Genomic DNA, 25,982 nt, shown 5'->3' with positions numbered 1-25,982 from the left:
GATCCTTGGCTCATGGGCACCAGTAAATCTCTAAAGTAGGTTGCAAAAACGCGCGAATCGGCATGGCAGCAACGTCGTCACTGGCCAGGGCGGCGCTCAAGGTGGTCAATTTCGAACTGCCGGAAATCGACAGCACGGTGTAGTTGGCCGTGGCCAGCAACGCGCGACTCATGGTCAGGCGCTGGTGCGGCACGGTCGGCGCCAGCATCGGCCAGCAACGGCGGGTACCGTCGGTCTGCAACGCTTCGGCGAGGTTCGGACTGTTGGGAAACAGCGATGCGGTGTGACCGTCATCGCCCATGCCCAGTACCAGCACATCAATGGCTGGCAACTCGGCCAGCAGGCGATCGGCCTGCTCGGCAGCGTCTTCTAGATTGGCGGCGGCGCTGTACAGACTCAAAAACTTGGCCTTGGCGGCCGGGCCTTGCAACAGATGCTGTTTCAACAAGCCAGCATTGCTGTCGGCATGTTCCACCGGCACCCAGCGCTCGTCGGCCAGGGTAATCGTGACCTTGGACCAGTCCAGGCCTTGCTTGGCCAAGTTCTGGAAAAACGCCACAGGGCTGCGGCCACCGGACACAACCAGGGTCGCTTCGCCACGGGCACTGATGGCCCTGCGCAGTTGCTCTGCCACGTCATTGGCCAGGCCGTCCGCCAGTTGCACTGGCGTGCGGTACTCATGGGCAGTTACGCCACGAGGCAGTTTCAATTCAGATATCGCCATACCAAGACCTCCCATCCCGCGTGATCAGTGCAATGGAGCTCATCGGCCCCCAGGACCCCGCCGCATACGGCTTGGGCGCATCACCGGATTTTTTCCACCCGGCGATCAACTGGTCACACCACTTCCACGCGGCTTCGATTTCATCTTTACGGACAAACAGGTTCTGATTGCCGCGCATCACTTCCAACAACAAACGCTCGTAGGCATCGGGGATGCGCGCGCTGCGATAGGTGTCGGAAAAATTCAGTTGCAGAGGCCCGCTACGCAGTTGCATGCCCTTGTCCAGGCCCTGCTCCTTGGTCATCACACGCAGGGAAATCCCTTCGTCCGGCTGCAAGCGGATGATCAGTTTGTTGCTGATCTGCAAGCGCTGCTCGGGGGCGAAGATGTAGTGAGACGGTTCCTTGAAATGGATGACGATCTGCGACAGCTTCTGCGGCATGCGCTTGCCGGTGCGCAGATAGAACGGCACCCCGGCCCAACGCCAGTTACGAATATCGGCCCGCAGTGCGACGAACGTTTCGGTGTCGCTCTGGGTGTTGGAATTCTCTTCTTCCAGGTAACCCGGCACCGCTTTACCGGCGCTGTAGCCGGCGATGTACTGGCCACGTACAACCTGAGTGGTCAGGCCATCCGGGCTGATCGGCGCCAGGGCCTTGAGCACCTTGACCTTCTCGTCACGGATGCTGTCGGCGGACAAATCGGCCGGCGGGTCCATGGCGATCAGGCAAAGCAGTTGCAGCAGGTGGTTCTGAATCATGTCCCGCAACTGGCCTGCCTTATCGAAGTAGCCCCAACGGCCTTCGATACCGACTTGCTCGGCCACGGTGATTTCCACGTGGGAGATGTAGTTCTGGTTCCACTGGGTTTCGAACAGGCTGTTGGCAAAACGCAGGGCGATCAGGTTCTGGACGGTCTCTTTGCCCAGGTAGTGGTCGATACGGTAGGTGCGGTTTTCCGGGAAAAACTGCGCCACGGCATCGTTGACCTTGCGCGAGGACTCCAGGTCCGAACCGATGGGTTTTTCCAACACCACGCGGGTGTTTTCCGCCAGGCCGACCTTGGACAGGTTCTCGCAGATCGCGCCGTACACTGCGGCCGGGGTGGCGAAATAAGCGATCAGGCGTTGCTCGGTACCCGCCAGTTCAGCCAGGGCCACGTAGTCGTCGGCCTTCATGAAGTCGACGTGGACGTAAGTCAGGCGCGCCAGGAAACGCTGGGCGATGCTTTCGTCCAGTTCGTTGCCGACATATTTACGCAGTTCTTTTTCGATATGAGCCAGGTGCTGCTGCTCGGAACCGGCTTCACGGGCCAGGGCCAGGATGCGCGTATCGTCGTGCAGCAGCCCAGCGCCATCAAGTTGATAGAGGGCAGGAAATAACTTGCGCAGCGCCAGATCACCCAAGGCGCCAAACAGGGCAAAGGTGCAGGGTTCTACGGTTATCGAAGGCATGATGTTTGTTCTTTTATCAAGTTAAGCTACAAATACCTTTTTTCAAGGCATCACTCAAGGAAAAATGTAGTAATAACCACAACATTCTCCCGAAATACGCATTCCGAGTGGTGGTGTTCAGCTACCCTCAGTAGGATAGGCCACCGCGAAAAGCCACTCGTCGATTGGCTGCCGCCCTTTATTTGCATCGTCGCCCGAAGGAAAGACTGAATGGACCGCGTGCGAAATCTTCTGGAACAGATCCGGAACCGCCTCGAAGAATTGAACAAGGCTGAGAAAAAAGTCGCCGAGGTCATCCTGCTCAACCCGCAGCAGGCGACCCGCTTCTCTATTGCCGCCCTTGCCCAGGCCGCTTCGGTCAGTGAACCGACGGTCAACCGTTTCTGCCGTTCGTTCGGCGTCAGCGGTTACCCTGAACTCAAATTGCAGTTGGCGCAAAGCCTGGCCAGTGGCGCAGCTTATGTCAGCCGTGCCGTGGAGGCCGATGATAACCCCGAGGCCTACACCCAGAAGATCTTTGGCAGCGCCATTGCGTCCCTGGACAGCGCCTGCCAGGCCTTGGACCCGAACCTGATCAGCAAGGCCGTGGACTTGTTGATCCAGGCGCGGCAGATCCACTTCTTCGGCCTGGGCGCGTCTGCGCCGGTGGCCATGGATGCGCTGCACAAGTTTTTCCGCTTCAACCTGTCGGTGACCGCCCACGCCGACGTGCTGATGCAACGCATGATCGCCTCAGTGGCGCACACCGGCGAGCTGTTCGTGATTATTTCCTACACCGGGCGTACCCGCGAGTTGGTGGAAGTAGCGCGTATCGCACGGGAAAACGGCGCGTCGGTGCTGGGCGTGACTGCCGAGAATTCACCGCTGGCAAAGGCCAGTACCGTGAGCCTGAACATTCCGCTGCCGGAAGACACCGACATCTATATGCCGATGACCTCGCGGATCATTCAGCTGACGGTGCTGGATGTGCTGGCCACCGGTATGACGTTGCGCCGCGGCGTGGATTTCCAGCCGCATCTGCGCAAGATCAAAGAGAGTTTGAATGACAGCCGGTATCCGGTTGGGGATGAGTTCAACTAAGCCAGTCTGTGTGTTGGCTTCACTGGCCTCATCGGGGGCAAGCCCCCTCCCACATTTGAAATGTATTCACAAATCAAACTGTGGGAGGGGGCTTTCCCCCGATAGGGCCATCAGCCACACCGCTAAACCCCAGCCCGCGCCTGCAAGCTGAGATGCGCCCGCTCCCCCGGCGCCAGACTTGCGCCAGCCATCGCCGACTCCACGCACACAAACCCCGACGCCTCGTTAAAACTGACCCCCAGCAACGGCCGGCTGCCTGGATGCCACACCACGGTGTCCGCACTGTCGCCAGTGTCGATACACAGTTCACGCTGCCAGGCGTGATCCTTGAGCTGCAGTTCACCCTCGTGCTGGAACACCCGCTGGCACCCACCGTCCACCCGCAACTCGCCTTCCTGCTGGCAAGCCTGACGATTGAGCTGGTCATAACCTTGGGCGCCGTCGAGCCCAGACAGCGCTATCTCGTCGACGTGACCAATACGCCAGTAAGCGTGCAAAGCATGGCTCAACTGGCATGGGAGCTCGTCTTGATGCTCGGTGCTCAGGCGCAGTTCCAGGGTTTCACCCAGGTGCGCGTGCAGGTCGACCTGCCAGTCGCACAACTGCAATTGCCAGTGCAGGCGTACGCCGTCGTCGTCGGTGCTGCTGTCGAGCAGTTTCCAGTCGATCAATCGCGCCCAGCCATGGGATGGCCACGCGTTCTCGCTCGGGTGACGGCCGTACCACGGCCAGCACACCGGCACGCCACCACGGATGGCGCCGACTTGCGGCCACTTGGCCGCGCACCACAACCAGGGTTTCTGGCCACGGGGTTGGAAATGCAACAGTTGCGCGCCCTGCCGGCTGAACACCGCCTGACACAGCGGATGGTCAATCACCAACACATCGCGCATCTGAAAGCGCTCCCAGGCGAACACTGGACGCTCGCGCAAGGATTTGAAAAAGCGTTGCAGCGGATGCTCATGCATGTGCCACGGTCCCGAATATCACAGTGCCACCCAAAAAAAAGCGGATAGCCATGGCTACCCGCAAATGCGCACAGAGAGAAGGAGCTTATCGCAACAACGTTAGAACGTAGACTGAATTTTCAGGCCAGCCACCAACGCGTTGTCGACTTTATCCACGCCGCCCGGTTGGACAACGTATTGCAGGTTGGGACGCACGGTCAGCCAGTTGGTGACGTGGAAGCCGTAGTTGATTTCGAAGTTGTACTCGGTCTCGCGAATCGGCGTGTACTGCGCACTGTCATAGTCACTTACGCCATTATCGGCGTTCAGCAGCTCAGCGTTCTTCTTCACATCATTGTTGACGTGCAGACGAGCAGCACCAATGCCGACGTCATCTTTTGGACGCGCGTCGAATGGACCTTTGTACACCAGCATCAAGGACTGGTAGTTGTCGACCAGGTTGGTTTCCTTGTCGTGGAAGGTGGCGTTCGCTGCGATGTTCAGGCCGCGCGAAGCATCGCCGTTGTGCGTAGTGAGCTGCTGTTGTGCAACGAACCAGTAGCCTTTCTTGCTGCTGCGGGTACGGAAGTCTGCGCCAGTGAGGACCGCATTGCCGCCGTTGACGTCTTCACGCACGTCCGGTGCATCAGCCGCGCTCTTGTAGTAACCCACACGGTATTCGCCCGGCAGGTTGTTAACTTTCGGCGACCAGACCAATTCCACCGGAATCACGGTGCCCTTGGTGCCACTGCCGCTGAGCTTGAAGCCATTGCCGTGCTCAAGCTGCGATGGGTTCTGGTTGTATGCACCGATCTGCGCGTACAACTCAGGCGTGATGTTGTACTTGACGCGAATGGCCGCCTGGCTGACAGGCCAGTTGTACCAAGTGTTCACGTAGTTACCGACTTGCGAGCCGCAGAACGACAGGTTCTGGAAGTCGCATGGGAAGGTGTTGAAGTCTTCGCCTTCACCGAAGTAACCGAGCTTCACGTCCAGCTTGTTGTCGAACATCTGGTGTTGAATCCAGAACTGGGTCAGACGCACCATGTGGCCACGACCGTAGACTTCCATCGACGAGCTCAGCGTGCTGGCACGCGGATCGCCAATGCGGTCGTTGGAGATGTTCTGGCCATTACGGTTGGTCAACTGGATCTTGGCCTGAGTGTTATCCCAGCCCCACAGCTTTTGCAGATCCAGTGCTACGCCCAAACCAAACTGGTCGGAGTAACGACCAGTCTTGTCGTCGTTGTAGCCACCATGCAGGTTGGCGCCCATCTCCCCAACGTAGTCGGCCTTGATATCGATACCTTGCTCGATCAGCTTGGTACGCTCGCCGCCCCAATCGCCGGTCATCCACTTGGAATCGGCGCTGAATGCATCGGCCGCCATCGCATTGGCGGACAATACCAGGGCTGCTGCTGCTGACAGTTGGCAGATCAGCCGAGTGTTGTTGTGTTGCTTTTTCATCCCTACATCCTCGTCTTTATTGTTATTAAACTGTTTTTATCTAACGCGGGTTACATTTTTTAACTAAAACAACGACTTATATCGTTCAGCGGCCCTTGAACTGAGCCACGTTATCGGCATGTCCCTGTGTCGGCACTGAGGCAGCAGTGCCCAGACGCTCCCCCGTCTTGGCGTCGAACAGCAACACCTTGGCCGGATCGAATTGCAGGGTCAGGGTCTCGCCCACCTGGGGTGCCACGTCGGGCGCCAGGCGGCAGCAGACCTTGGTGTCATTGAGTTGCACGAACACCAGGGTGTCCGGTCCGGTTGGCTCGGTGACCTGAACTTCGGCACGAATGCTCGATGCGCTGTCGCCCTCGCCTGTCGCCAACATGATCTGCTCCGGGCGCAGGCCCAGGATCACGTCGCGGTCTTCAAGACCCGCATCCGTCACGTTCAGCGCCAGCTCACAACGGGCCTGGCCGCTGTCGAGCAGTGCCACCAGGCGACCGTCCTTACGTTGCAGGCGCAGAGGTACGAAGTTCATCGGTGGCGAACCAATGAAGCTCGCCACGAACTGGTTGGCCGGGTTGTTGTAGATCTCCTTCGGCGTGCCGAACTGCTGGATGATGCCGTCCTTCATCACCGCCACTTTGTCGCCCAGGGTCATGGCTTCGATCTGGTCGTGGGTCACGTAGACGGTGGTGGTTTTCAGACGCTGGTGCATCAGTTTCATTTCGGTGCGCATCTCGACGCGCAGCTTGGCGTCGAGGTTGGACAGCGGTTCGTCGAACAGGTAGATCTTCGGCCGACGCGCCAGGGCACGGCCCATGGCCACGCGCTGTTGCTGGCCGCCGGAGAGTTGGCCCGGCTTACGGTTAAGCAGGTGTTCGATTTGCAGCAGCTTGGCCACGCGCGCCACTTCGGCGTCGATGTCGGCTTGCGGCATCTTGCGGATCTTCAGGCCAAACTCGATGTTCTCGCGCACGCTCATGGTCGGGTACAGCGCGTAGGACTGGAACACCATGGCGATGTCGCGATCCTTGGGGCTCATGCCGCTCACATCCTGATCACCGATCATGATCGCACCGCCGGTGATGGTCTCAAGGCCGGCGATGCAGTTCATCAGCGTGGATTTACCGCAACCCGAAGGGCCGACCAGGATCAGGAATTCACCTTCCTTGATCGACAGTTCGATGTTCTTCAAGGTGTCGGGCAGGCCGGCGCCATAGGTCTTGTTTACATTGCGAAGTTCAAGCGTAGCCATGATTACCCCTTGACCGCGCCGGCCGTCAGGCCGCGCACGAAATACTTGCCTGCGATCACATAGACCAGCAGGGTCGGCAGCCCGGCGATCATCGCCGCCGCCATATCCACGTTATATTCCTTGGCCCCGGTGCTCGTGTTGACCAGGTTGTTCAGCGCCACCGTGATGGGCTGGGAGTCGCCACTGGAGAACACCACGCCGAACAGGAAGTCGTTCCAGATCTGAGTGAACTGCCAGATCAGGCAGACCATGATGATCGGCGTCGACATCGGCAGAATGATCTGACGGAAGATGGTGAAGAATCCTGCACCGTCCAGGCGCGCAGCCTTGATCAGCGCATCCGGAATGCTCACGTAGTAGTTACGGAAGAACAGCGTGGTGAACGCCAGGCCGTAGACCACATGGATGAACACCAAGCCTGTGGTGGTGCTGGCCAGGCCCATCTTGCCGAGGGTGAACGACGCGGGCAGCAGCACGGTCTGGAACGGCAGGAAGCAGCCGAACAACAGCAGACCGAAGAACAGCTGCGAGCCACGGAAGCGCCAGAACGACAGCACATAACCGTTCAATGCGCCGATGGCGGTGGAAATGAGCACAGCCGGAACGGTGATCTTGATCGAGTTCCAGAAGTAACCATCGACGGTGTCCCAGGCCTTGACCCAGCCGATGCCGGTGACCACGGTGGGCCAGCTCAGCAGGTTGCCGTTGGTGATGTCTTCCGGGGTCTTGAAGCTGGTGAGCAGCATCACCACCAGCGGCACCAAGTACAGCAGCACGGCGAGGATCAGCACCGCGTAAATCGCGATGCGGCTCAGGCTGATGGACGGCTTAGAGGCGAGACTAGTCATTACGTTTGGTCCTCAGCTCGGAGTAGAGGTAAGGCACGATGATCGCGAGGATCGCACCGAGCATCAGGATTGCACTCGCCGACCCCATGCCCATCTGGCCACGGCTGAAGGTGAACGAATACATGAACATCGCTGGCAGGTCGGACGAGTAGCCCGGACCTCCAGCGGTCATCGCCGCTACCAGGTCGAAGCTCTTGATGGCAATGTGCGCCAGGATCATCACCGCACTGAAGAACACCGGACGCAGGCTCGGCAGCACCACGCTCCAGTAGATGCGCGGCAGGCTCGCGCCGTCGATTTGCGCGGCGCGGATGATCGATTGATCAACGCCACGCAAACCGGCGAGGAACATCGCCATGATGAATCCGGAGGCTTGCCACACAGCAGCGATTACCAGGCAATAGACCACACGATCCGGGTCGATCAGCCAATCGAGACGGAAGCCTTCCCAGCCCCAGTCACGCAGGAGTTTGTCCAGGCCCATGCCCGGGTTGAGCAGCCATTTCCAGGCGGTACCGGTGACGATCATCGAGAGCGCCATCGGGTACAGGTAAATGGTGCGAATGAAGCCTTCGCGGCGGATTTTCTGGTCAAGGAAAATCGCCAGCGTCACGCCGATCACCAAGGTGATGCCGATAAACATGCCGCCAAACAGCGCCAGGTTCTTGCTCGCCACCCACCAGCGATCGTTGTCGAATAAACGCTCGTACTGCGCCAGACCCGCCCATTTGTAGCTTGGCAGGAACGTGGATGTGGTGAACGACAGCACAAACGTCCACAGGATGTAGCCGTAGAAGCCCACCAAGACGATGAACATGCTGGGCGCCAGCACCAGTTTGGGTAGCCAGCGCTGCAGTGCATCGAACGGCGAGGCTTTGCTGAACACAGCAACAGAACTCATGGGGAAATCCAATACAGGGAAAAAGGACTACAGGAACAGGCCTTGTGAGGGGTTAGGGGTCCCCCTCACAAGGTCAGCTTTTACTTGGCTGACTTGATCGCAGCGCCGAGTTTCTTGGCGGTGTCGGCCGGGTCTGCTTTCGGGTCGTTGATGAAGTTGGTCACGACATCAAAGAACGCGCCTTGCACGGCCAGTGTGGTGGCCATGTTGTGCGCCATGCTTGGCTGCAGGCCGCCAGACTTGGCGTCTGCCAGGAAGTCTTTGGCAGCGGTCTGGGCGCAGGAGTCGAAGCCGAGTTTGTCCATTTCATTGAGCATGTCAGTACGAACAGGGATCGAACCCTTGTTGATGCTGAACACTTTCTGGAAGTTTTCACCCAGCACGACTTTGGCGATGTCCTGCTGACCGGCAGCGGTGCCTTTGTCTTTCTGCTTGAACACCGCCAGGGAGTCGATGTTGTAAGTGAAGGCTTTGTCGGTGCCCGGGAAGGCTACGCACTCGTAGTCTTTACCGGCGACTTTCTTGGCGGCAGTCCATTCGGACTTGGCCCAGTCACCCATGATCTGCATACCGGCCTTGCCGTTGATGACTTTGCCGGCTTCGAGGTTCCAGTCCTGGCCTTTGCCATCGACGTCCATGTAGGTCGCGACTTTCTTAAGCTCGGTGAGGGACTTGACCATTTCCGGGCCGGTCAGCGCGGCGTTATCCAGGTCAACCAAGGCTTTCTTGTAGCCATCGGCACCCATCACCGAGAGCACGACCGCTTCGAACACGGTGCTGTCCTGCCAAGGCTGGCCACCGTGGGCGAGCGGAATAAAGCCCGCAGCTTTGAGCTTGTCGCCGGCTGCGTAGAATTCTTCGAGGGTGGTTGGGTTCTTGGTGATACCGGCTTTCTTGAAGACTTCCGGGTTGATCCACAGCCAGTTCACACGGTGAATGTTGACCGGCACGGCGACGTAGTCACCGTCGTACTTCACGGTGTCGGAGACTTTCTTGTCGAGCAGGGAGTCCCATTTTTCTTCTTTGGCGACGTCTTTGAGCACGTCAGTGTCGAGCAGGCCAGTGGACGCCCATTCCTGGATATCGGGGCCTTTGATCTGGGCAACGCCGGGAGGGTTACCGGCGACCGCGCGGCTTTTGAGCACGGTCATGGCAGTGGCGCCACCGCCGCCTGCAACGGCACCGTCTTTCCAGGTGAAGCCGTCTTTCTCGACTTGGGCCTTCAGGACATCTACAGCCGCTTTTTCGCCACCCGAGGTCCACCAATGCACAACTTCAACCGTACCTTTGGAGTCGGCGGCAAATGCACTGAGGGGAAACAACGAGGCAACGGAAATAGCTACGGCGAGGCGATTAATCGCGTTCATCTGAATACCTTTTCTTGTTGTTATGCATGCAAGTCTAGAGCTTGCGCTGCACGGAGTTTAAACATGGTTTTTTCGAGCGCGGGTAACAAAGGGACGCACAAATGTCACCAGTTGGTGACATAGCGCCCAGCGCTTAATGCGCTGGTCATGCTCGGTGCCAAGGGCAGTGCAGGCAGCACCACCGCTTGCCAGGCATGGTACAGGTCCGGCTTGCCACCCCAGATAGTGCTGCTGGGCTGGTTATGCGGGTTGAGCTCGTGGTGCCAACTGCCGTGGATGCGGTCGATAAAGTGGGTTTCGCAGAACTCCCAGAAGCGCCGATACCAGGTTTCGTAATGCAGTTCGCCAGTACGTTTAAGCAAGGCTTGGGCTGCGGCGCAGGCTTCGGCGTGTGTCCAATGCAAGCGTTCGCGCACCACCGGCTGGTGGTTCCAGTCCAGGGTGTAAACGATGCCGGGGGCGCCATCCACGGCCCAGGCGTATTCGCAGGCGCTGGCGAACAAGCCTTTGGCGTCGCTCACCAGCCAATCCGGCGTGGCCAGCCCCGCTTGCAGGCGTGCGGCCTCGAGGTGCAGCACCAGCCGCGCCCATTCAAAACCGTGACCTGGGGTGATGCCGTAGGGGCGGAAGCCGTCGGCGCGGTTGTCTTCGTTGTAGTTCAGCAACGGGCGCCAGTGCGGGTCGAAATGCTCGATGACCATAAACTGGTTACCGGCGGCGTGGGTGTGGATCACGCGCTCGACTATACGCAGTGCACGGTCCAGCCAGCGGGTATCGCCCGTCACATCGGCCAAGGCAAGGAAGGCTTCGGTCGCGTGCATATTGCTGTTGGCGCCGCGATAGGCTTCGACGCCGCTCCAATCCTGAGCAAAGGATTCGAGCATAACGCCCTCGTCTTCGCTCCAGAAAAACTGGTCGATGATGTGGGTCGCATCATTGAGCAGGTTTTGCGCACCAGGCGCGCCCGCCACCACGGCAGAACTGGCTGCCAGGGCGACGAAAGCATGCAGGTAGGCGGCCTTGCCGGTATTGCCATCGAAGGCCTGAGGCGTGGCGAACCAACCGCCGTGTTTGCTATCACGCAAAGGGCCACTGAGGGCCGCAACACCGTGCTCAACCAGTTCGGCATAGCCCGGCAAGCCCATGGCATGGGCCATGGCGAAGCTGTGGGTCATGCGTGCGGTATTCATGGTTTCGGCGTGGGCATTGGCTGGCAGTTGGCCTTTTTCGTCGAGGTTGCCAAAACCTTCAGGCAGACGCGAGGCCTTGGCGAATGCCAGCAAGCGCTGCCCTTCGGCGGCGAGCCAAGCGTGATGGGCAGGTGCGTTCAGCCAACTGCTGGCAGGCAGTCGTTGCGTAGTCATGGGTGGCCCTTATTATTTTTTGTGGGGTGACCGGAGTCTAAACAAGGGCGAGATGAGGGCAAGTAACGAAGGGGAAGGTAAATGTCACCAAGCAGTGACAATGTTATAGGTGAGCATTATTCCACCCTAAGCAACCAATCCAAATGTAAGAGGGGGCTTGCTCCCGATAGCAGAGTGTCAGTCGTTACATCTATTGACTGATCCACCGCCATCGGGACCAAACCCCCTCCCACATTAAGGCTGGTTTTGGTCATTGACCCAGAGGGGTGATCTTCGCCGGTGCGTTGAGCTGTTGTTGCAGGTTCTGCACCTGGCTTTGCAGGGTAGTGATATTGCGGGTGGTCTGGATGCGGAACACATCGAACTCTTTATTGGTCGGCGCATCGTTATTGGCCGGCTGGTTGTCCTGCGCACTTTTGAGCACAACCAAATCCTGCTCAAGACGGGCGATGGCGGCGCTTGGGTTGCCTTGTTTTTTCAGCGCGGCAACGTCGGCGACCAACTCTTTTATCTCACCGTCGCGCTTGCCTGCATCACCTTGCGCAGCCTTGAGGCTGGCTACGGCGTCGGTCAGGGCCTGCACCTGACCTTGCAGCTTGGCATTGGCGCTCGACAGCTCGTTGGTGCTGGACGTCATTTGTGCGAGACGCTTGTCCAGTTCGGTGGCCTGGCCGGCTACGCCGAGTTGCTGCTTGCCCTGCTCCAGCAGTTGGCTTTCCAACTGCTTGATCTGCAGTTTCAATGCTTCGCTGCCGTTGTTCACGCTGGCTTCGCTGGCTACCACTTTGCCGGAGATATCCTGCAGGCGCCCCGCCGCTTCTTCGCTGATCCGCGCAAAACTTTCCTGGGTGGCAACCAACTGCTGGCCCATCAGGGATATCTGCTGGAAGCTCCACCAGGCCAGGCCGGCAAAGGCGATCAGCAGCGCGCCGATCAATGCCCACAGCGGGCCGGTGCTGGCGCCCTTGACCTTGACGACCGGCACGTTGCGCGAACGCACCGAGGTGGCCGGGGAAGGTTCGAAATCATCGTCATCCCCATGATCGGCCCGCAGGCTGGGAACGTTGTCGAAATCGTCTTTAGCATCGTTACGCATGAATCAACCCTGAATCGGTGAGTTAGCTGGCTGGTGGCCGAGCGACGGGAGTATAAACCCCAGCCCCGTCGCACTGATCGACCCGGAACCCTGAATTCGGTTCCCGATGTGTTGCCTGGTGTGACCTTATTTGAGCCCCGGATCCTGCGCCTTCCACCAACTGCAGAACTCGTCGAGGGCGGTCCACAGGCTGACCTTCGGCTCGTAATCCAAATAATGCCTGGCGCGGCTGATGTCGAGGGTGAAATCTTTGTTCATCACCTGCATGCCCAGACGCGTCAACGCCGGCTCGGGGCGCCCGGGCCACAGTGCGCAGACTGCCTCGTTCAGCGCCGCCACGCTGTAGGACAAGCCGTAGGACCGATACCGGGTGACCTGGGGCAGTTCCATTTGGCGCATCACGTAGTTCACCACATCCCACACCGGCACTGGCGCGCCGTTGCTGATGTTGTAGGCCCGCCCCAACGCCGAACCGGGGGCCAGCAAACTGCTGAGCAGGGCTTCGTTGAGGTTATGGATACTTGTGAAGTCGACCTTGTTCAGGCCGTCGCCGACGATCGCCAGGCGCTTCTTGCGCTGCATTTTCAGCAAGCGCGGGAAAATGCTCATGTCCCCGGCACCAGTAACGAAACGCGGGCGCAGGGCGAGCACTTCAAGGCCGAACTCCTGGGCACCGAAAACCTTTTGTTCCGCCAGGTATTTAGTCGCAGCGTAGGGATGTTTGAAGCGTTTTGGCACTTGTTCTTCAGTCAGGCCCAGATGATCGCGGCCATCAAAATAAATCGAAGGCGACGACAGGTGCACCAGGCGCCCAACCCGCTGTTTAAGGCAGGCTTCAACGACGTTTTCGGTGACCAGCACGTTGCCCTGGTGAAAGTCCTGGTAACGCCCCCACAGTCCCACCGCACCCGCGCAGTGCACCACGGCTTCGACATCGCGGCACAGGTCGCGCACCAGGTCGGCGTCGTTCAGATCACCCTGGATAAACTCGGCGCCGCGCCGTACCAGGTGTTCCACACCCTCGGCGCGCCGCCCGTTGACCCGCACGTCCAGGCCCTGCTCCAGGGCGAAACGCGCAAAGCGCCCGCCGATGAAGCCGCTTGCGCCGGTGACCAGAATCTTCATGTATTACCCCGTGTTCTTTCGTTTTTCATCGCTGTTGCCTTGACGACCGCTCTCAGTCCAACGGCACCAACCATTGGCCACATGCGTGGGCCAAGTGATCGGTCAGCAGGCCCAACAACTGCCCGCCACTGCGCCAATGATGCCAGTACAACGGCACATCGATGGGCTTATCTGGCAATAACTCCACCAGCACACCCTTTTCCAGCTGGTCGCGCACCTGCAGTTCAGGCACCAACCCCCAGCCAAGCCCGGATTCCGCCAGGCGGATAAAGCCTTCGGACGATGGGCATAAGTGGTGTTCGAAACCACCGTCCACGCCGAGGGATGCCAGGTAGCGGTGCTGTAGGAAGTCATCCGGACCAAACACCAGCGCTGGTGTGCGGGCCAGTTGATCGGCGCGCACTCCCTGTGGAAAGTGACGGGCAATAAAGGCCGGGCTGGCGAGGGCCCGATAGCGCATGGCGCCCAACAACAGACTGCGGGCGCCGGCCACCGGACGTTCGCTGGCGCAGATACACGCAGCCACTTCACCGGCGCGCATGCGTTTGAGACCAACGGTCTGGTCTTCCACAATCAGATCCAGCAGCAAATGCTGTTCGGCGCAGAAGTCACTGACGGCCTCAGCCCACCACGTGGCAAGGCTGTCGGCATTGAGGGCGATGCGCAGGCGTTCGGGCATGCCTTCTTCGTCCAGCGCGGGCACCTGGCTTTGCAGATCGCGCTCCAGCAAGCGCACCTGCTGCACATGGTTAAGCAGACGTCGGCCAATATCGGTCGGCGTCGGCGGTGAGGCGCGCACCAGCACCGGCTGGCCGATGCGCGCCTCCAATAATTTGATGCGCTGGGAAATCGCCGATTGCGACAGCCCCAGCACTTGGGCGCCTCGTTCAAAGCCAGCCTGTTCCACCACCGCCGCCAGGGCGGAAAGCAATTTATAGTCGAACATCAGTTTCTCTAATGAGCGATCAGCAGTATTGGTTTTTCTTATACAGGTAAGCCCGTGAGAATGACCAGCATTGCTTACCTCTATCAAGGAATCTCACATGGCTGGCGAAACCGCCCTGGCAACCCTGTTGCGCAGTATGAGCCCTCACCTCAATGACGGTGATTACGTGTTCTGCACCCTGCCCGATCACAACATCCCGGCAGGATGCGAGGTGATCGGCAGCTTCCGTGAACAGGAAGGCCTGACGCTGATCCTGGAACGCCAGCAAGCCGAACACGCTGGGTTGGCCTTCGATTACGTAGCCGCCTGGATCACCCTGAATGTGCATTCAGCCCTGGAAGCCGTTGGCCTGACGGCCGCCTTCGCCAGTGCGCTGGGCAAGGCTGGGATCAGTTGTAACGTGATTGCCGGCTACTACCACGACCATCTATTTGTCGGCCGGGCCGATGCAGAACGCGCGATGCATGTGTTGCGGCAACTGGCTACGGACTCGGAGTAAACCCTATGTGGCAAAGCTATCTGAATGGGCTGTTGGTGGCGCTGGGCCTGATCATGGCCATCGGTACGCAGAACGCTTTTGTATTGGCGCAAAGCCTGCGCCGTGAACATCACCTGCCGGTGGCGGCGTTGTGCGTGGTGTGTGATGCGCTACTGGTGGCGGCCGGGGTGTTCGGCCTGGCCACGGTCCTTGCGCAGAACCCGCTGCTGTTGGCAGTTGCCCGCTGGGGCGGCGCGGCCTTCCTGTTGTGGTACGGCACCCTGGCACTGCGTCGGGCGTTCTCGACACAGAGCCTGGAACAAGGCGGCAACCTCAAAGTGCGCTCGTTGCGCGCGGTGATGCTCAGTGCCTTGGCGGTGACACTGCTCAACCCTCACGTTTACTTGGACACGGTGCTGCTGATCGGCTCACTCGGCGCGCAACAGACCGAACCTGGCGCCTACGTAGCAGGGGCCGCAAGTGCATCATTCCTGTGGTTTGCCACCCTGGCACTCGGCGCCGCGTGGCTGGCCCCCTGGCTCGCACGCCCGGCCACATGGCGGCTGCTGGACTTGGTGGTGGCAGTGATGATGTTCAGCGTGGCTTACCAATTAATAAGCGCGCCATGAACTTATTCCAAAAGGCTCTGGAACCTCTATCCCACACAGTTGTTGCGTGGTTTTGCCGCACCCCCGGTGCTATGATCCTGCCCCTGCGCCGCAAAGAGTACAAACTCCCCGGCGCTTGTTTGGCCGCCCGTGATCGGCCTTGCGCTCACCGCAACTGACCTGATTAGGAGAATCATCATGGCTTTCGAATTGCCGCCGCTGCCCTACGCACACGATGCCCTGCAGCCGCACATCTCCAAGGAAACCTTGGAGTTCCACCACGACAAGCACCACAACACCTACGTCGTGAACCTGAACAACCTGGTGCCTGGCACCGAGTTCGAAGGCAAGACTCTGGAAGAGATCGTCAAATCTTCTTCGGGCGGCATCTTCAACAACGCCGCTCAGGTCTGGAACCACACTTTCTACTGGAACTGCCTGGCGCCAAACGCCGGCGGCCAACCAACCGGCGCGCTGGCTGAAGCCATCAACACTGCGTTCGGTTCGTTCGACAAGTTCAAGGAAGAGTTCACCAAGACGTCCGTCGGCACCTTCGGTTCCGGTTGGGGCTGGCTGGTGAAAAAGGCTGACGGTTCCCTCGCCCTGGCCAGCACCATCGGCGCCGGCAACCCGCTGACCAGCGGCGACACCCCGCTGCTGACCTGCGACGTTTGGGAACACGCCTACTACATCGACTACCGCAACGTACGTCCAAAGTATGTGGAAGCGTTCTGGAACCTGGTCAACTGGAAGTTCGTGGCTGAGCAGTTCGAAGGCAAGACCTTCACTGCCTAAGCAACCCTTGCAGTAGAAAGAGCCCGGCGATTGCCGGGCTTTTTTGTGGGCGTCGACTCTGGACCGACCGGGAAGTGCGGAACTCAATAAGAGGAATACGCCACCCAACCGGTGAGAGGAATACACCTCTCATTCAATGTCGGAGAATCAATGATGAATCCAATGTCGATGATCGGCGGCGCAGCCTCCGCGCTCTTGCCTGTCCTGGGTAAAGCGGCGGAAATAGGGATGGATGTGGTTAAGGACATATTGGGCGCCAAGGCCCCTCAGTTAGGGGCGGATCAACAGCCACCAGCCCCGCCAAAGATTGAGTTTTAATCCGCCACCCGCTGACGCCCCTTCGCACTCGCACGCGTAACAAATAACGGCGGATCAAATCCGCCGTTTTCCTGCCCCCTGCCCGAACAAAACATCCATCCCCTTCTCCCTGCAATGTTCCTTTGACTGCCATCACTAGATTGCCAATACTCATGGCATATTGAAGGCCACCCGCATGAGACAAGGAATGCCCCTTTGAAGCTGGAACTCAAAAACAGCTTGTCGGTGAAGTTGCTACGGGTTGTGCTGCTGTCGGCATTGATCGTGGGCGTTGCGCTGAGCGTGGCGCAGATCGTTTTCGATGCCTACAAGACGCGCCAGGCCGTGGCCGAAGATGCCCAGCGCATCCTCGACATGTTCCGCGACCCCTCGACCCAGGCTGTCTACAGCCTGGACCGCGAGATGGGTATGCAGGTGATTGAAGGCCTGTTTCAGGACGATGCCGTGCGCATGGCCTCCATCGGCCATCCCAACGAAACCATGCTCGCGGAAAAAAGCCGCGCTTTGCAGCATTCCTCCAGCCGCTGGTTGACCGACCTGATTCTGGGACAGGAGCGCACGTTCACCACCGCATTGGTCGGCAAAGGCCCCTACAGCGAGTACTACGGCGACCTGAGCATCACCCTCGACACCGCCACCTATGGCAAAGGCTTTATTGTCAGCTCAGTGATCATCTTTATTTCCGGGGTATTACGCGCATTGGCCATGGGCCTGGTGTTGTACTTGGTGTATCACTGGCTGCTGACCAAGCCGCTGTCGCGGATTATCGGGCACCTGACGTCGATCAACCCGGACCGCCCCAGCGAACACAAGATCCCGCAGCTCAAGGGCCATGAACGCAACGAATTAGGGTTGTGGATCAATACCGCCAATCAGTTACTCGAATCTATCGAACGTAATACCCATCTGCGCCACGAAGCAGAAAGCAGCCTGCTGCGCATGGCCCAGTATGATTTCCTGACCGGCCTGCCGAATCGCCAGAAACTGCAGGAGCAACTGGACAAGATCCTGATCGACGCCGGCCGCCGTCAGCGCCGCGTAGCGGTGTTGTGCGTGGGGCTGGATGATTTTAAAAGCGTAAACGAGCAGTTCACCTACCAGGCCGGCGATAAATTGCTACTCGCCCTGGCCGACCGTCTGCGGGCCCACAGCGGCCGCCTCGGCGCGCTCGCCCGCTTGGGGGGTGACCAGTTCGCCCTGGTACAGGCCGATATCGAACAGCCTTATGAAGCCGCCGAACTGGCGCAAAGTATCCTCGACGATCTGGAAGGGGAATTCGCCCTCGACCACGAACAGATTCGCCTGCGCGCCACCATCGGCATCACCCTGTTCCCCGAAGACGGCGACAGCACCGAGAAGCTGCTGCAAAAAGCCGAACAGACCATGACCCTGGCCAAGAGCCGTTCGCGCAACCGGTATCAGTTTTATATCGCCAGCGTCGACAGCGAGATGCGCCGTCGCCGTGAGTTGGAGAAAGACCTGCGGGACGCCCTGGGACGTGACCAGTTTCACCTGGTGTACCAACCGCAGATCAGCTATCGCGACCAGCATGTGGTCGGTGTGGAAGCGCTCATCCGCTGGCAACATCCAGAACACGGCTTGGTGCCGCCGGACCTGTTTATCCCGCTGGCCGAACAGAACGGCACCATTATTGCGATCGGCGAATGGGTGCTGGACCAGGCTTGCCGGCAATTGCGCGAATGGCATGACCAGGGTTTCATCGACCTGCGCATGGCGGTCAACCTGTCCACCGTGCAGTTACACCACGCCGAATTGCCGCGGGTGGTCAATAACCTGATGCAGATTTACCGTTTACCGCCGCGCAGCCTGGAGTTGGAAGTTACCGAAACCGGGCTGATGGAAGACATCAGCACCGCCGCCCAACACCTGCTGAGCCTGCGCCGCTCCGGGGCGTTGATCGCCATCGATGACTTTGGCACCGGCTATTCATCGCTCAGCTATCTCAAGAGCCTGCCGCTGGACAAGATCAAGATCGACAAAAGCTTCGTCCAAGACCTGCTGGACGACGACGACGATGCCACCATCGTGCGGGCGATTATCCAACTGGGCAAAAGCCTGGGCATGCAGGTCATCGCTGAAGGCGTGGAAACCGCCGAGCAAGAGGCCTACATCATCTCTGAGGGCTGTCATGAAGGTCAGGGCTACTACTACAGCAAACCCTTGCAGGCACGGGAGCTGGCAGTTTTTCTGAAGCAGGCTGAGAGTAATAACGCAGCCATTCTCTGACGTGGCAAAACGATACTGAATATTTCCCGCGTTTAACCCTTTACACAAAATGCAAATCTTTCGCATTATGTTGCAGTTTTGCGCGCCCCCGCGTGCCCTATTAACAACCGAAGCAGGATGTTCGCCATGATTCGTATGCCCCTGGCCACCGCCAGTCTGCTGGCCATTGCCATTTCTCTCGCCGGTTGCGGCGAAGGTAAAGACAAGGCCGCAGCGCCCCAGGCGCCGACCCCGGCCGCCAGCACCACCGCTCCAGCGGCTGCCACTCCTGCCGGTCAGGTCGACGAAGCGGCTGCCAAGGCCGTTGTCGCGCATTACGCCGATATGGTCTTCGCGGTGTACAGCGATGCCGAATCCACCGCAAAAACCCTGCAAACCGCGATCGACGCCTTCCTCGCCAAGCCTAACGACGAAACCCTGAAAGCCGCCCGTGCCGCTTGGGTTGCAGCGCGCGTGCCGTACCTGCAGAGCGAAGTGTTTCGCTTCGGCAACACCATCATTGATGATTGGGAAGGTCAGGTTAACGCCTGGCCCCTGGACGAAGGCCTGATCGACTACGTCGACAAATCCTACGAGCACGCCCTGGGTAACCCTGGCGCCACTGCCAACATCATCGCCAACACCGAGATCCAGGTCGGCGAAGACAAGATCGACGTGAAGGACATCACCCCGGAAAAACTCGCCAGTCTTAACGAGCTGGGAGGTTCCGAAGCCAACGTCGCCACCGGCTACCACGCCATCGAATTCCTGCTCTGGGGCCAAGACCTGAACGGCACCGGCCCTGGCGCTGGCAACCGTCCTGCCTCGGACTACCTGACCGGTGATGGCGCCACTGGCGGCCACAACGAGCGTCGTCGTGCCTACCTCAGCGCCGTGACCCAATTGCTGGTCAGCGACCTGCAGGAAATGGTCGGCAACTGGAAACCCAACGTCGAAGACAACTACCGCGCCACCCTGGAGGCAGAACCTGCCACCGACGGCCTGCGCAAAATGCTGTTCGGCATGGGCAGCCTGTCCCTGGGCGAGCTGGCCGGTGAGCGCATGAAGGTTTCCCTGGAAGCCAACTCGCCGGAAGACGAACACGATTGCTTCAGCGATAACACCCACAACTCGCAGTTCTACGACGCCAAGGGCATCCGCAACGTCTACTTGGGCGAATACACCCGCGTCGACGGCACCAAGATGACCGGCGCGAGCCTCTCGTCCCTGGTAGCCAAGGCCGATCCGGCTGCCGACACCGCTCTGAAGGCCGACCTGGCTGCGACCGAAGCCAAGATGCAGGTCATCGTTGATCATGCCAACAAAGGTGAGCACTACGACCAGTTGATCGCGGCCGGCAACGACGCAGGCAACCAAATCGTGCGCGACGCGATTGCTTCGCTGGTCAAGCAGACCGGTTCGATCGAAGCCGCAGCGGGCAAGCTGGGCATCAGCGACCTGAACCCGGATAACGCTGATCACGAGTTCTGATCAGTGCCGTGTTGAATGAGGCGACCTTCGGGTCGCCTTTTTTTTACCTGCCTTTCACAGCAGTACCACCACCCAGGAACCAATGCGGGAGGGGGCTTGCCCCCGATAGCGCTGGTTCAGCAGATATTTTCTTCGCTGACACACCGCCATCGGGGGCAAGCCCCCTCCCTCATTTGATTTGCGTCGCTTTCAAGGCCCGGTTTACATGCCCTGCACCCTAGGTAGAATGACGCCTCTGCCCTATTTCGAGCTCATTTCATGGCGTTGCCGACCCTACGCATCATCGGTTTCATCATCGGCATCTTCCTGATCACCCTCGCGATCGCCATGGTCGTGCCCATGGCCACCCTGGTGATCTTCGAACGCACCAGCGACCTGCCCTCGTTCCTGTGGGCCAGCCTCATCACCTTTATCGCCGGCCTTGCCCTTGTAATCCCCGGTCGCCCGGAGCACGTGCACCTGCGCCCGCGGGACATGTACCTGCTGACGGTCACCAGTTGGGTGGTGGTGTGTGTGTTCGCCGCGCTGCCGTTTTTGCTGACCCAGCACATCAGCTACACCGACTCGTTTTTCGAAAGCATGTCCGGCATTACTGCCACCGGTTCTACGGTGCTCAGCGGGCTGGACAGCATGTCGCCGGGCATCCTGATGTGGCGTTCGCTGCTGCACTGGCTGGGCGGTATCGGGTTTATCGGCATGGCGGTAGCGATCCTGCCGCTGCTGCGCATTGGCGGCATGCGCCTGTTCCAGACCGAGTCCTCGGATCGTTCGGAAAAGGTTATGCCCCGCTCTCACATGGTGGCGCGGCTGATTGTGGCGGCGTATGTAGGCATCACCATCCTCGGCAGCCTGGCGTTCTGGTGGGCCGGCATGGGCCTGTTTGACGCGATCAACCATGCGATGTCGGCGATTTCCACCGGTGGGTTCTCTACCTCCGACGAATCCCTGGCCCACTGGAAACAACCGGCGGTGCATTGGGTCGCGGTGGTGGTGATGATCCTCGGCAGCCTGCCATTCACCCTGTACGTCGCCACTTTACGCGGCAACCGCCGGGCGCTGCTCAGGGACCAGCAGGTACAGGGCTTGCTCGGTTTGCTGGTAGTAACCTGGCTGGTGCTCGGCACCTGGTACTGGTGGACCACCAACCTGCACTGGCTGGATGCACTGCGCCACGTGGCGTTGAACGTCACCTCAGTCGTCACGACCACCGGCTTTGCGCTGGGGGACTACAGCCTGTGGGGCAACTTCTCACTGATGTTGTTCTTCTACCTGGGCTTTATCGGTGGCTGTTCAGGTTCCACCGCCGGTGGGATCAAGATCTTCCGCTTCCAGGTCGCCTATATCCTGCTCAAGGCCAACTTGAACCAGCTGATTCACCCGCGCGCGGTGATCAAGCAGAAGTACAACGGCCACCGTCTCGACGAAGAGATCGTGCGCTCGATCCTGACCTTCTCGTTTTTCTTTGCCATCACCATCTGCGCTATCGCGTTAGCCCTGTCGCTCCTGGGCCTGGACTGGATGACCGCACTCACCGGCGCCGCCAGTACCGTCTCCGGCGTCGGCCCTGGCCTTGGGGAAACCATCGGCCCGGCGGGCAACTTCTCCAGCCTGCCGGATGCGGCCAAGTGGATCCTGTCCCTGGGCATGCTGCTGGGCCGGCTGGAGATCATCACAGTCTTTGTTCTGTGCATCCCGGCGTTCTGGCGTCACTGACGGTCGACGTGTCTTGCAACCGCGCCCGGTATTCGCCGGGCGTGGTATCGAACCAGCGGCGAAACGCGCGGAAGAAGTTGCTCGGATCAGCAAAGCCCAGCAGGTAGGCAATCTCCAGCAGCGTCATGCTCGGCTGTGCCAGGTATTGCTCGGCCAGTTCGCGGCGGGTGTCGTCGAGCAGGGTCTGAAAACTCGTGCCCTCCTCCTGCAGACGCCGCTGCAAGGTGCGCTGGGACAGGTGCAACGTCTGGGCCACCACTTCACGCTTGGGTTCGCCTTGGGGCAGCAAACGACACAGCACTTGCCTCGCCTTGTGGGTCACGCGGCTCTCGGAAAAGCGCGCCAGGTATTCACCGGCAAAACGGTCGTGCAACAACGCCATCGCCTCGTTGGCCGTCGGCAGCGGTGCGTCCATGTCGGCTCGTTCGAAAATCAACGCGTCATAGGGCGCGTTGAACTCCAATGGTGCATGGAAAGCTTGCTTATAAGGCTCCAGGTCCGCCGGTTGTTCACCTTGCAACATGACTTTACGCGGCTGCAAGGTACGGCCGGTCAGCCAGCCGCATAGTGCCAATGCACAGGCCAGAGAGGCTTCGGCACTTTGCCTTGTGGGCGGCAGATGATCGCCATGCACCGTCAGAATCAGCGCATAGCCTTCGGGCAGCAGTCGGAAACTCAAGTCGGCGCTTTCGGCAATGATCCGCTGGTAACGCACCAGCCGCATGAAGCCCTCGGCCAGGGTGTTACTGGACATCAACGCATAACCCGCCACATGAAACGACGCCGGGCGCACTACCTTGCCCATGTTCAGGCCAATCGCGGGGTTGCCCGACAGCTCGACTGCCCGTTGCCACAGGCGCGTCATGGAGTCTTGCGGGAACCGAGCATCGGGGTCATTGAGGGCGGCGTAGTCAAGGCCCAGTTGCTTGAACAGGGCGCGGCAATCCAGACCATCCATTTCCAGTGCCTTGACTATCCCCATCGCCCAGCTTGCAGAAGTTGTTCGTTCGCTCATGGCGTCTTCTTAATAAAGCAGGCTCATAACGGCAGCCAGGAATCCAAGGATACTAAAGTGGCATCTAATGTCACTGGCTGTTACCACTGATCACTCTAGACTCAAATAAGCTCCCCGCCGAACATCTGTTGGGCGGCACAACAATCAAAAGGGCCGGTCACCGTGGAAAACGTCAAGCGATTCAATAGCTTCGCCGAGTTTTACCCTTACTATTTGGCCGAACACGCCAACAGCACCTGCCGTCGCCTGCACTTTATCGGCACCACCCTCGTGATCGGTATTTTGGCCTATGCCATTGGCAGGGGGTCGTTAGGCCTATTGCTGGCCGTGCCGATTGCCGGCTACAGCTTTGCCTGGATCGGACACTTCTTCTTCGAAAAGAACCGCCCGGCAACCTTTCAGCACCCGTTCTATAGCCTGCTGGGAGATTTTGTGATGTACCGCGACATGATCCTGGGCAAGGTGCCGTTCTGAACGGTGTGACCTCTTGTCACTTGCGTAAAGCCATAAAGGTTTGTGCATCCGCCGATATAAAAGTCTTTTTGTCATTTACAGTGCTGTATCCTGCCAAAGCTTTTTGAGAGCGCGGAATCACCTGCGATTGAAAAAACAGACCTTGCGAGGAGCGACGACGATGCACGAGATACCTAATCTCCCCTTCCCAAGCCTGCACGAAACTGAGCAGCCAACACCGCAGCAGGCCAGCGCGAAGCAGCCTGAGGCCAAAGAAGCAAAACCAGTCGACAGCAAAAGCCAGGACTGACGCCGTACCAGACCGTGTGGAAAGCGCAGCTTTGAGCGCTTTCCACACTGCCTGAATCCTCCGAGATCCCCGCCATGACCGATACCCTCCCCAATACCCCGGACACCGCCGTACTCGACGCTGCCTTGCAGATGGTCGAAGTGTGGAACCGCCTCAGCGCGGACAAGCAAGCCGTACTGCTCAAGCGCTTCGGTACCCAGGAAAACGCCTTGGCTGCTCTGGTCACCACCCAATTACTGGCCCCGACCAAAACCTGACGTCTTTTTGATCTGACGTTTTTGCGTTTTACCGCCCTGCACACGTCAAAGCACCGGTATCATTAGCAGCCTATCTTTACCTGCTGCGACAGTGGACCTCTCCCCATGCCAGATACCCAGCGCCCCATGGCGGTCACGCTGCAAGTTGTTTCCATCGTGTTGTTCACCTTTATCGGCTACCTGAATATCGGTATCCCCCTGGCCGTGTTGCCGGGCTATGTCCACAGTGAGTTGGGCTATGGCGCGGTGATCGCAGGGCTGGTGATCAGCGTGCAATACCTGGCCACCCTGCTGAGCCGTCCTTACGCGGGCAAAATCATCGATAACCTGGGTAGCAAGCGCGCGGTGCTGATCGGCCTGGCGGGCTGCGGCCTGAGTGGCGTGTTCATGTTGCTCGCTGCGTGGTTTTCAAACCTGCCGGCTGTCAGCCTGGGCAGCCTGCTCGTCGGTCGATTGGTACTGGGCAGCGCAGAAAGCCTGGTGGGGTCTGGCGCCATCGGCTGGGGCATCGGCCGAGTTGGCGCGGCGAATACGGCCAAGGTCATCTCCTGGAACGGCATTGCCAGCTATGGCGCGCTGGCCGTCGGCGCGCCGTTGGGCGTAGTGCTGGTGAAGAATTTCGGGCTGTGGAGCATGGGCGTCAGCATTATCCTGCTGGCCGTCGTCGGCCTGTTGCTGGCCTGGAACAAGGTTGCCGCGCCGATCGTGGCCGGTGTGCGCTTACCGTTCATGAACGTGCTGGGCCGCGTATTGCCCCACGGCTGCGCGCTGGCTTTGGGGTCCATCGGCTTTGGCACCATCGCCACCTTCATCACCTTGTATTACACCACTCAGCACTGGGATAACGCGGTGTGGGCCCTGAGCCTGTTTGGCGCCAGTTTTATCGGCGCACGGCTACTGTTCGGGAATTTGATCAACCGCATCGGCGGCTTTCGCGTGGCGATTGCGTGCCTGTCAGTAGAGATCCTCGGCCTGCTGTTGCTGTGGCTGGCGCCTGACGCCAACCTGGCCTTGGCCGGCGCGGCATTGAGCGGGTTCGGGTTTTCCCTGGTGTTTCCGGCACTGGGGGTGGAAGCGGTCAACCTGGTGCCCGCGTCCAGCCGCGGTTCGGCGGTGGGCGCCTACTCGCTGTTTATCGACCTGTCCTTGGGCATCACCGGTCCGTTGGCCGGGGCCGTGGCGGCAGGCTTCGGTTTTGCGTCGATCTTCCTGTTCGCCGCCCTCGCCGCCCTCGGTGGCTTGCTGCTGAGCGTGTACCTCTACCGGCAAGCACCCCTGGCCCGCGAGGCACGCGGCGACTAAAAGTCGACCTTGCCACGCCCCGCCTTGATGCTGCCGCGCTTGGTCTTGGATTCCAGGCGCCGCTTCTTCGAACCCAGGGTAGGCTTGGTCGGCCGGCGCTTTTTCTCCACCTTGGTGGCGCTGAGGATCAACTCCACCAGACGTTCCAACGCATCGGCACGGTTCTGTTCCTGCGTGCGATATTGCTGGGCCTTGAGTATCAGCACCCCTTCGCTGGTGATCCGGCTGTCGCGCAGCGCCAGCAACCGCTCCTTGTAGAACTCCGGCAACGACGACCCCGGAATGTCAAAACGCAGGTGCACCGCGCTCGACACCTTGTTGACGTTCTGCCCACCCGCGCCCTGGGCACGGATGGCGGTCAGCTCGATCTCGGCGTCGGGCAGGTGCACGTTGTTGGAAATAACCAGCATCAATCAAAAACCTTACGAAACGGACAAGCCCTACTCGGACAA

At 59.5% G+C, this 25,982-nt stretch carries 25 protein-coding genes; 10 read left to right on the top strand and 15 right to left on the bottom strand.

Translation table 11 applies throughout. The features are described from left to right. Positions 1-10: 10 nt before the first annotated feature. Positions 11-724 (bottom strand): 6-phosphogluconolactonase, encoded by a 714-nt coding sequence (pgl, locus tag AB4N82_RS16305; protein ID WP_122763782.1) that lies wholly within the window; start codon positions 722-724, stop codon positions 11-13. Then, entirely contained in the window at positions 711-2,177 is a 1,467-nt protein-coding gene (gene zwf / locus AB4N82_RS16300) for a glucose-6-phosphate dehydrogenase (protein WP_032891006.1), read from the bottom strand. The genes pgl and zwf overlap by 14 nt, the downstream gene beginning before the upstream one ends. Before the next feature lie 219 nt (positions 2,178-2,396). On the opposite strand from zwf, the gene AB4N82_RS16295 reads away from it, so the two are divergent. After that, positions 2,397-3,257, top strand: a complete 861-nt coding sequence (locus tag AB4N82_RS16295) for a MurR/RpiR family transcriptional regulator (RefSeq protein WP_169851198.1) — start codon at positions 2,397-2,399, stop codon at positions 3,255-3,257. A 122-nt stretch (positions 3,258-3,379) separates the two neighbouring features. Here AB4N82_RS16295 and AB4N82_RS16290 read toward each other — a convergent pair whose 3' ends face one another. The 10 genes from AB4N82_RS16290 to AB4N82_RS16245 form a co-directional block, all read right to left on the bottom strand. Beyond that, positions 3,380-4,225, bottom strand: coding sequence for a D-hexose-6-phosphate mutarotase (locus tag AB4N82_RS16290; RefSeq protein ID WP_032891005.1), 846 nt, complete (start codon positions 4,223-4,225; stop codon positions 3,380-3,382). A 99-nt stretch (positions 4,226-4,324) separates the two neighbouring features. After that, entirely contained in the window at positions 4,325-5,671 is a 1,347-nt protein-coding gene (locus AB4N82_RS16285) for a carbohydrate porin (protein WP_099602787.1), read from the bottom strand. Positions 5,672-5,756: 85 nt separating this feature from the next. Continuing rightward, positions 5,757-6,917 carry an ABC transporter ATP-binding protein gene (locus tag AB4N82_RS16280; RefSeq protein WP_032891003.1) on the bottom strand — a complete coding sequence of 387 codons (1,161 nt, stop codon included), beginning with the start codon at positions 6,915-6,917 and terminating at the stop codon, positions 5,757-5,759. Between the two features lie 2 nt (positions 6,918-6,919). Next, the gene (locus tag AB4N82_RS16275; RefSeq protein ID WP_032891002.1) at positions 6,920-7,765 is read right to left on the bottom strand and encodes a carbohydrate ABC transporter permease; all 846 of its coding nucleotides are present in this window, start codon (positions 7,763-7,765) and stop codon (positions 6,920-6,922) included. Further along, entirely contained in the window at positions 7,758-8,666 is a 909-nt protein-coding gene (locus AB4N82_RS16270) for a carbohydrate ABC transporter permease (RefSeq protein WP_003175732.1), read from the bottom strand. Before AB4N82_RS16270 ends, AB4N82_RS16275 begins: the two co-directional genes overlap by 8 nt. Before the next feature lie 80 nt (positions 8,667-8,746). Next, positions 8,747-10,033, bottom strand: a complete 1,287-nt coding sequence (locus AB4N82_RS16265; RefSeq protein ID WP_032891000.1) for an ABC transporter substrate-binding protein — start codon at positions 10,031-10,033, stop codon at positions 8,747-8,749. 104 nt (positions 10,034-10,137) lie between these two features. Further along, a complete protein-coding gene (locus tag AB4N82_RS16260) occupies positions 10,138-11,397 on the bottom strand; it encodes a D-mannose isomerase (RefSeq protein WP_122763783.1) in 1,260 nt (419 codons plus the stop codon). Between the two features lie 250 nt (positions 11,398-11,647). Then, on the bottom strand, positions 11,648-12,493 hold the full coding sequence (locus AB4N82_RS16255) for an ATPase (RefSeq protein WP_032890998.1): 846 nt from the start codon (positions 12,491-12,493) through the stop codon (positions 11,648-11,650). Between the two features lie 126 nt (positions 12,494-12,619). After that, the gene (locus AB4N82_RS16250) at positions 12,620-13,618 is read right to left on the bottom strand and encodes an NAD-dependent epimerase/dehydratase family protein (protein ID WP_032890997.1); all 999 of its coding nucleotides are present in this window, start codon (positions 13,616-13,618) and stop codon (positions 12,620-12,622) included. 52 nt (positions 13,619-13,670) lie between these two features. After that, the gene (locus AB4N82_RS16245) at positions 13,671-14,564 is read right to left on the bottom strand and encodes a LysR family transcriptional regulator ArgP (protein ID WP_032890995.1); all 894 of its coding nucleotides are present in this window, start codon (positions 14,562-14,564) and stop codon (positions 13,671-13,673) included. A gap of 97 nt (positions 14,565-14,661) precedes the next feature. On the opposite strand from AB4N82_RS16245, the gene AB4N82_RS16240 reads away from it, so the two are divergent. The 6 genes from AB4N82_RS16240 (at position 14,662) to AB4N82_RS16215 (ending at position 22,193) form a co-directional block, all read left to right on the top strand. After that, positions 14,662-15,063, top strand: coding sequence for an ACT domain-containing protein (locus AB4N82_RS16240; protein ID WP_032890994.1), 402 nt, complete (start codon positions 14,662-14,664; stop codon positions 15,061-15,063). A gap of 5 nt (positions 15,064-15,068) precedes the next feature. Next, positions 15,069-15,671, top strand: a complete 603-nt coding sequence (locus AB4N82_RS16235; protein ID WP_032890993.1) for a LysE/ArgO family amino acid transporter — start codon at positions 15,069-15,071, stop codon at positions 15,669-15,671. Positions 15,672-15,848: 177 nt separating this feature from the next. Further along, positions 15,849-16,445, top strand: coding sequence for a superoxide dismutase (locus AB4N82_RS16230; RefSeq protein WP_032862548.1), 597 nt, complete (start codon positions 15,849-15,851; stop codon positions 16,443-16,445). Positions 16,446-16,958: 513 nt separating this feature from the next. After that, positions 16,959-19,010 carry a putative bifunctional diguanylate cyclase/phosphodiesterase gene (locus tag AB4N82_RS16225; RefSeq protein ID WP_460102200.1) on the top strand — a complete coding sequence of 684 codons (2,052 nt, stop codon included), beginning with the start codon at positions 16,959-16,961 and terminating at the stop codon, positions 19,008-19,010. A gap of 126 nt (positions 19,011-19,136) precedes the next feature. Further along, on the top strand, positions 19,137-20,480 hold the full coding sequence (locus AB4N82_RS16220; protein ID WP_032890991.1) for an imelysin family protein: 1,344 nt from the start codon (positions 19,137-19,139) through the stop codon (positions 20,478-20,480). Between the two features lie 258 nt (positions 20,481-20,738). Beyond that, positions 20,739-22,193: a TrkH family potassium uptake protein gene (locus AB4N82_RS16215; protein ID WP_032890990.1), complete on the top strand. Its 1,455-nt coding sequence runs from the start codon at positions 20,739-20,741 to the stop codon at positions 22,191-22,193. Here AB4N82_RS16215 and AB4N82_RS16210 read toward each other — a convergent pair. Then, entirely contained in the window at positions 22,150-23,208 is a 1,059-nt protein-coding gene (locus AB4N82_RS16210; RefSeq protein ID WP_032890989.1) for an AraC family transcriptional regulator, read from the bottom strand. The genes AB4N82_RS16215 and AB4N82_RS16210 overlap by 44 nt on opposite strands. Positions 23,209-23,370: 162 nt before the next feature. Here AB4N82_RS16210 and AB4N82_RS16205 point away from each other — a divergent pair, with 162 nt between their 5' ends. Then, complete coding sequence (locus AB4N82_RS16205; RefSeq protein WP_032890988.1) at positions 23,371-23,682, top strand: Mpo1-like protein; 312 nt, start codon at positions 23,371-23,373, stop codon at positions 23,680-23,682. 16 nt (positions 23,683-23,698) lie between these two features. Here the strand turns inward: AB4N82_RS16205 and AB4N82_RS16200 are convergent, their stop codons facing one another. Next, entirely contained in the window at positions 23,699-24,019 is a 321-nt protein-coding gene (locus AB4N82_RS16200) for a hypothetical protein (protein ID WP_163033190.1), read from the bottom strand. 26 nt (positions 24,020-24,045) lie between these two features. On the opposite strand from AB4N82_RS16200, the gene AB4N82_RS16195 reads away from it, so the two are divergent. Together AB4N82_RS16195 and AB4N82_RS16190 are read left to right on the top strand one after the other, a co-directional pair. Then, positions 24,046-24,228 carry a hypothetical protein gene (locus AB4N82_RS16195; protein ID WP_032890986.1) on the top strand — a complete coding sequence of 61 codons (183 nt, stop codon included), beginning with the start codon at positions 24,046-24,048 and terminating at the stop codon, positions 24,226-24,228. 105 nt (positions 24,229-24,333) lie between these two features. Next, a complete protein-coding gene (locus AB4N82_RS16190) occupies positions 24,334-25,530 on the top strand; it encodes an MFS transporter (RefSeq protein WP_032890985.1) in 1,197 nt (398 codons plus the stop codon). Here the strand turns inward: AB4N82_RS16190 and arfB are convergent. Then, on the bottom strand, positions 25,527-25,940 hold the full coding sequence (gene arfB, locus AB4N82_RS16185; protein ID WP_095185741.1) for an alternative ribosome rescue aminoacyl-tRNA hydrolase ArfB: 414 nt from the start codon (positions 25,938-25,940) through the stop codon (positions 25,527-25,529). The two genes, AB4N82_RS16190 and arfB, sit on opposite strands and share 4 nt — an antisense overlap. Positions 25,941-25,982 lie beyond the last annotated feature (42 nt).

Source organism: Pseudomonas sp. H1_D04 (assembly GCF_054683855.1).
Note: the sequence above shows the minus strand (reverse complement) of the source record. Positions and strands in the feature narration are given on the sequence as shown.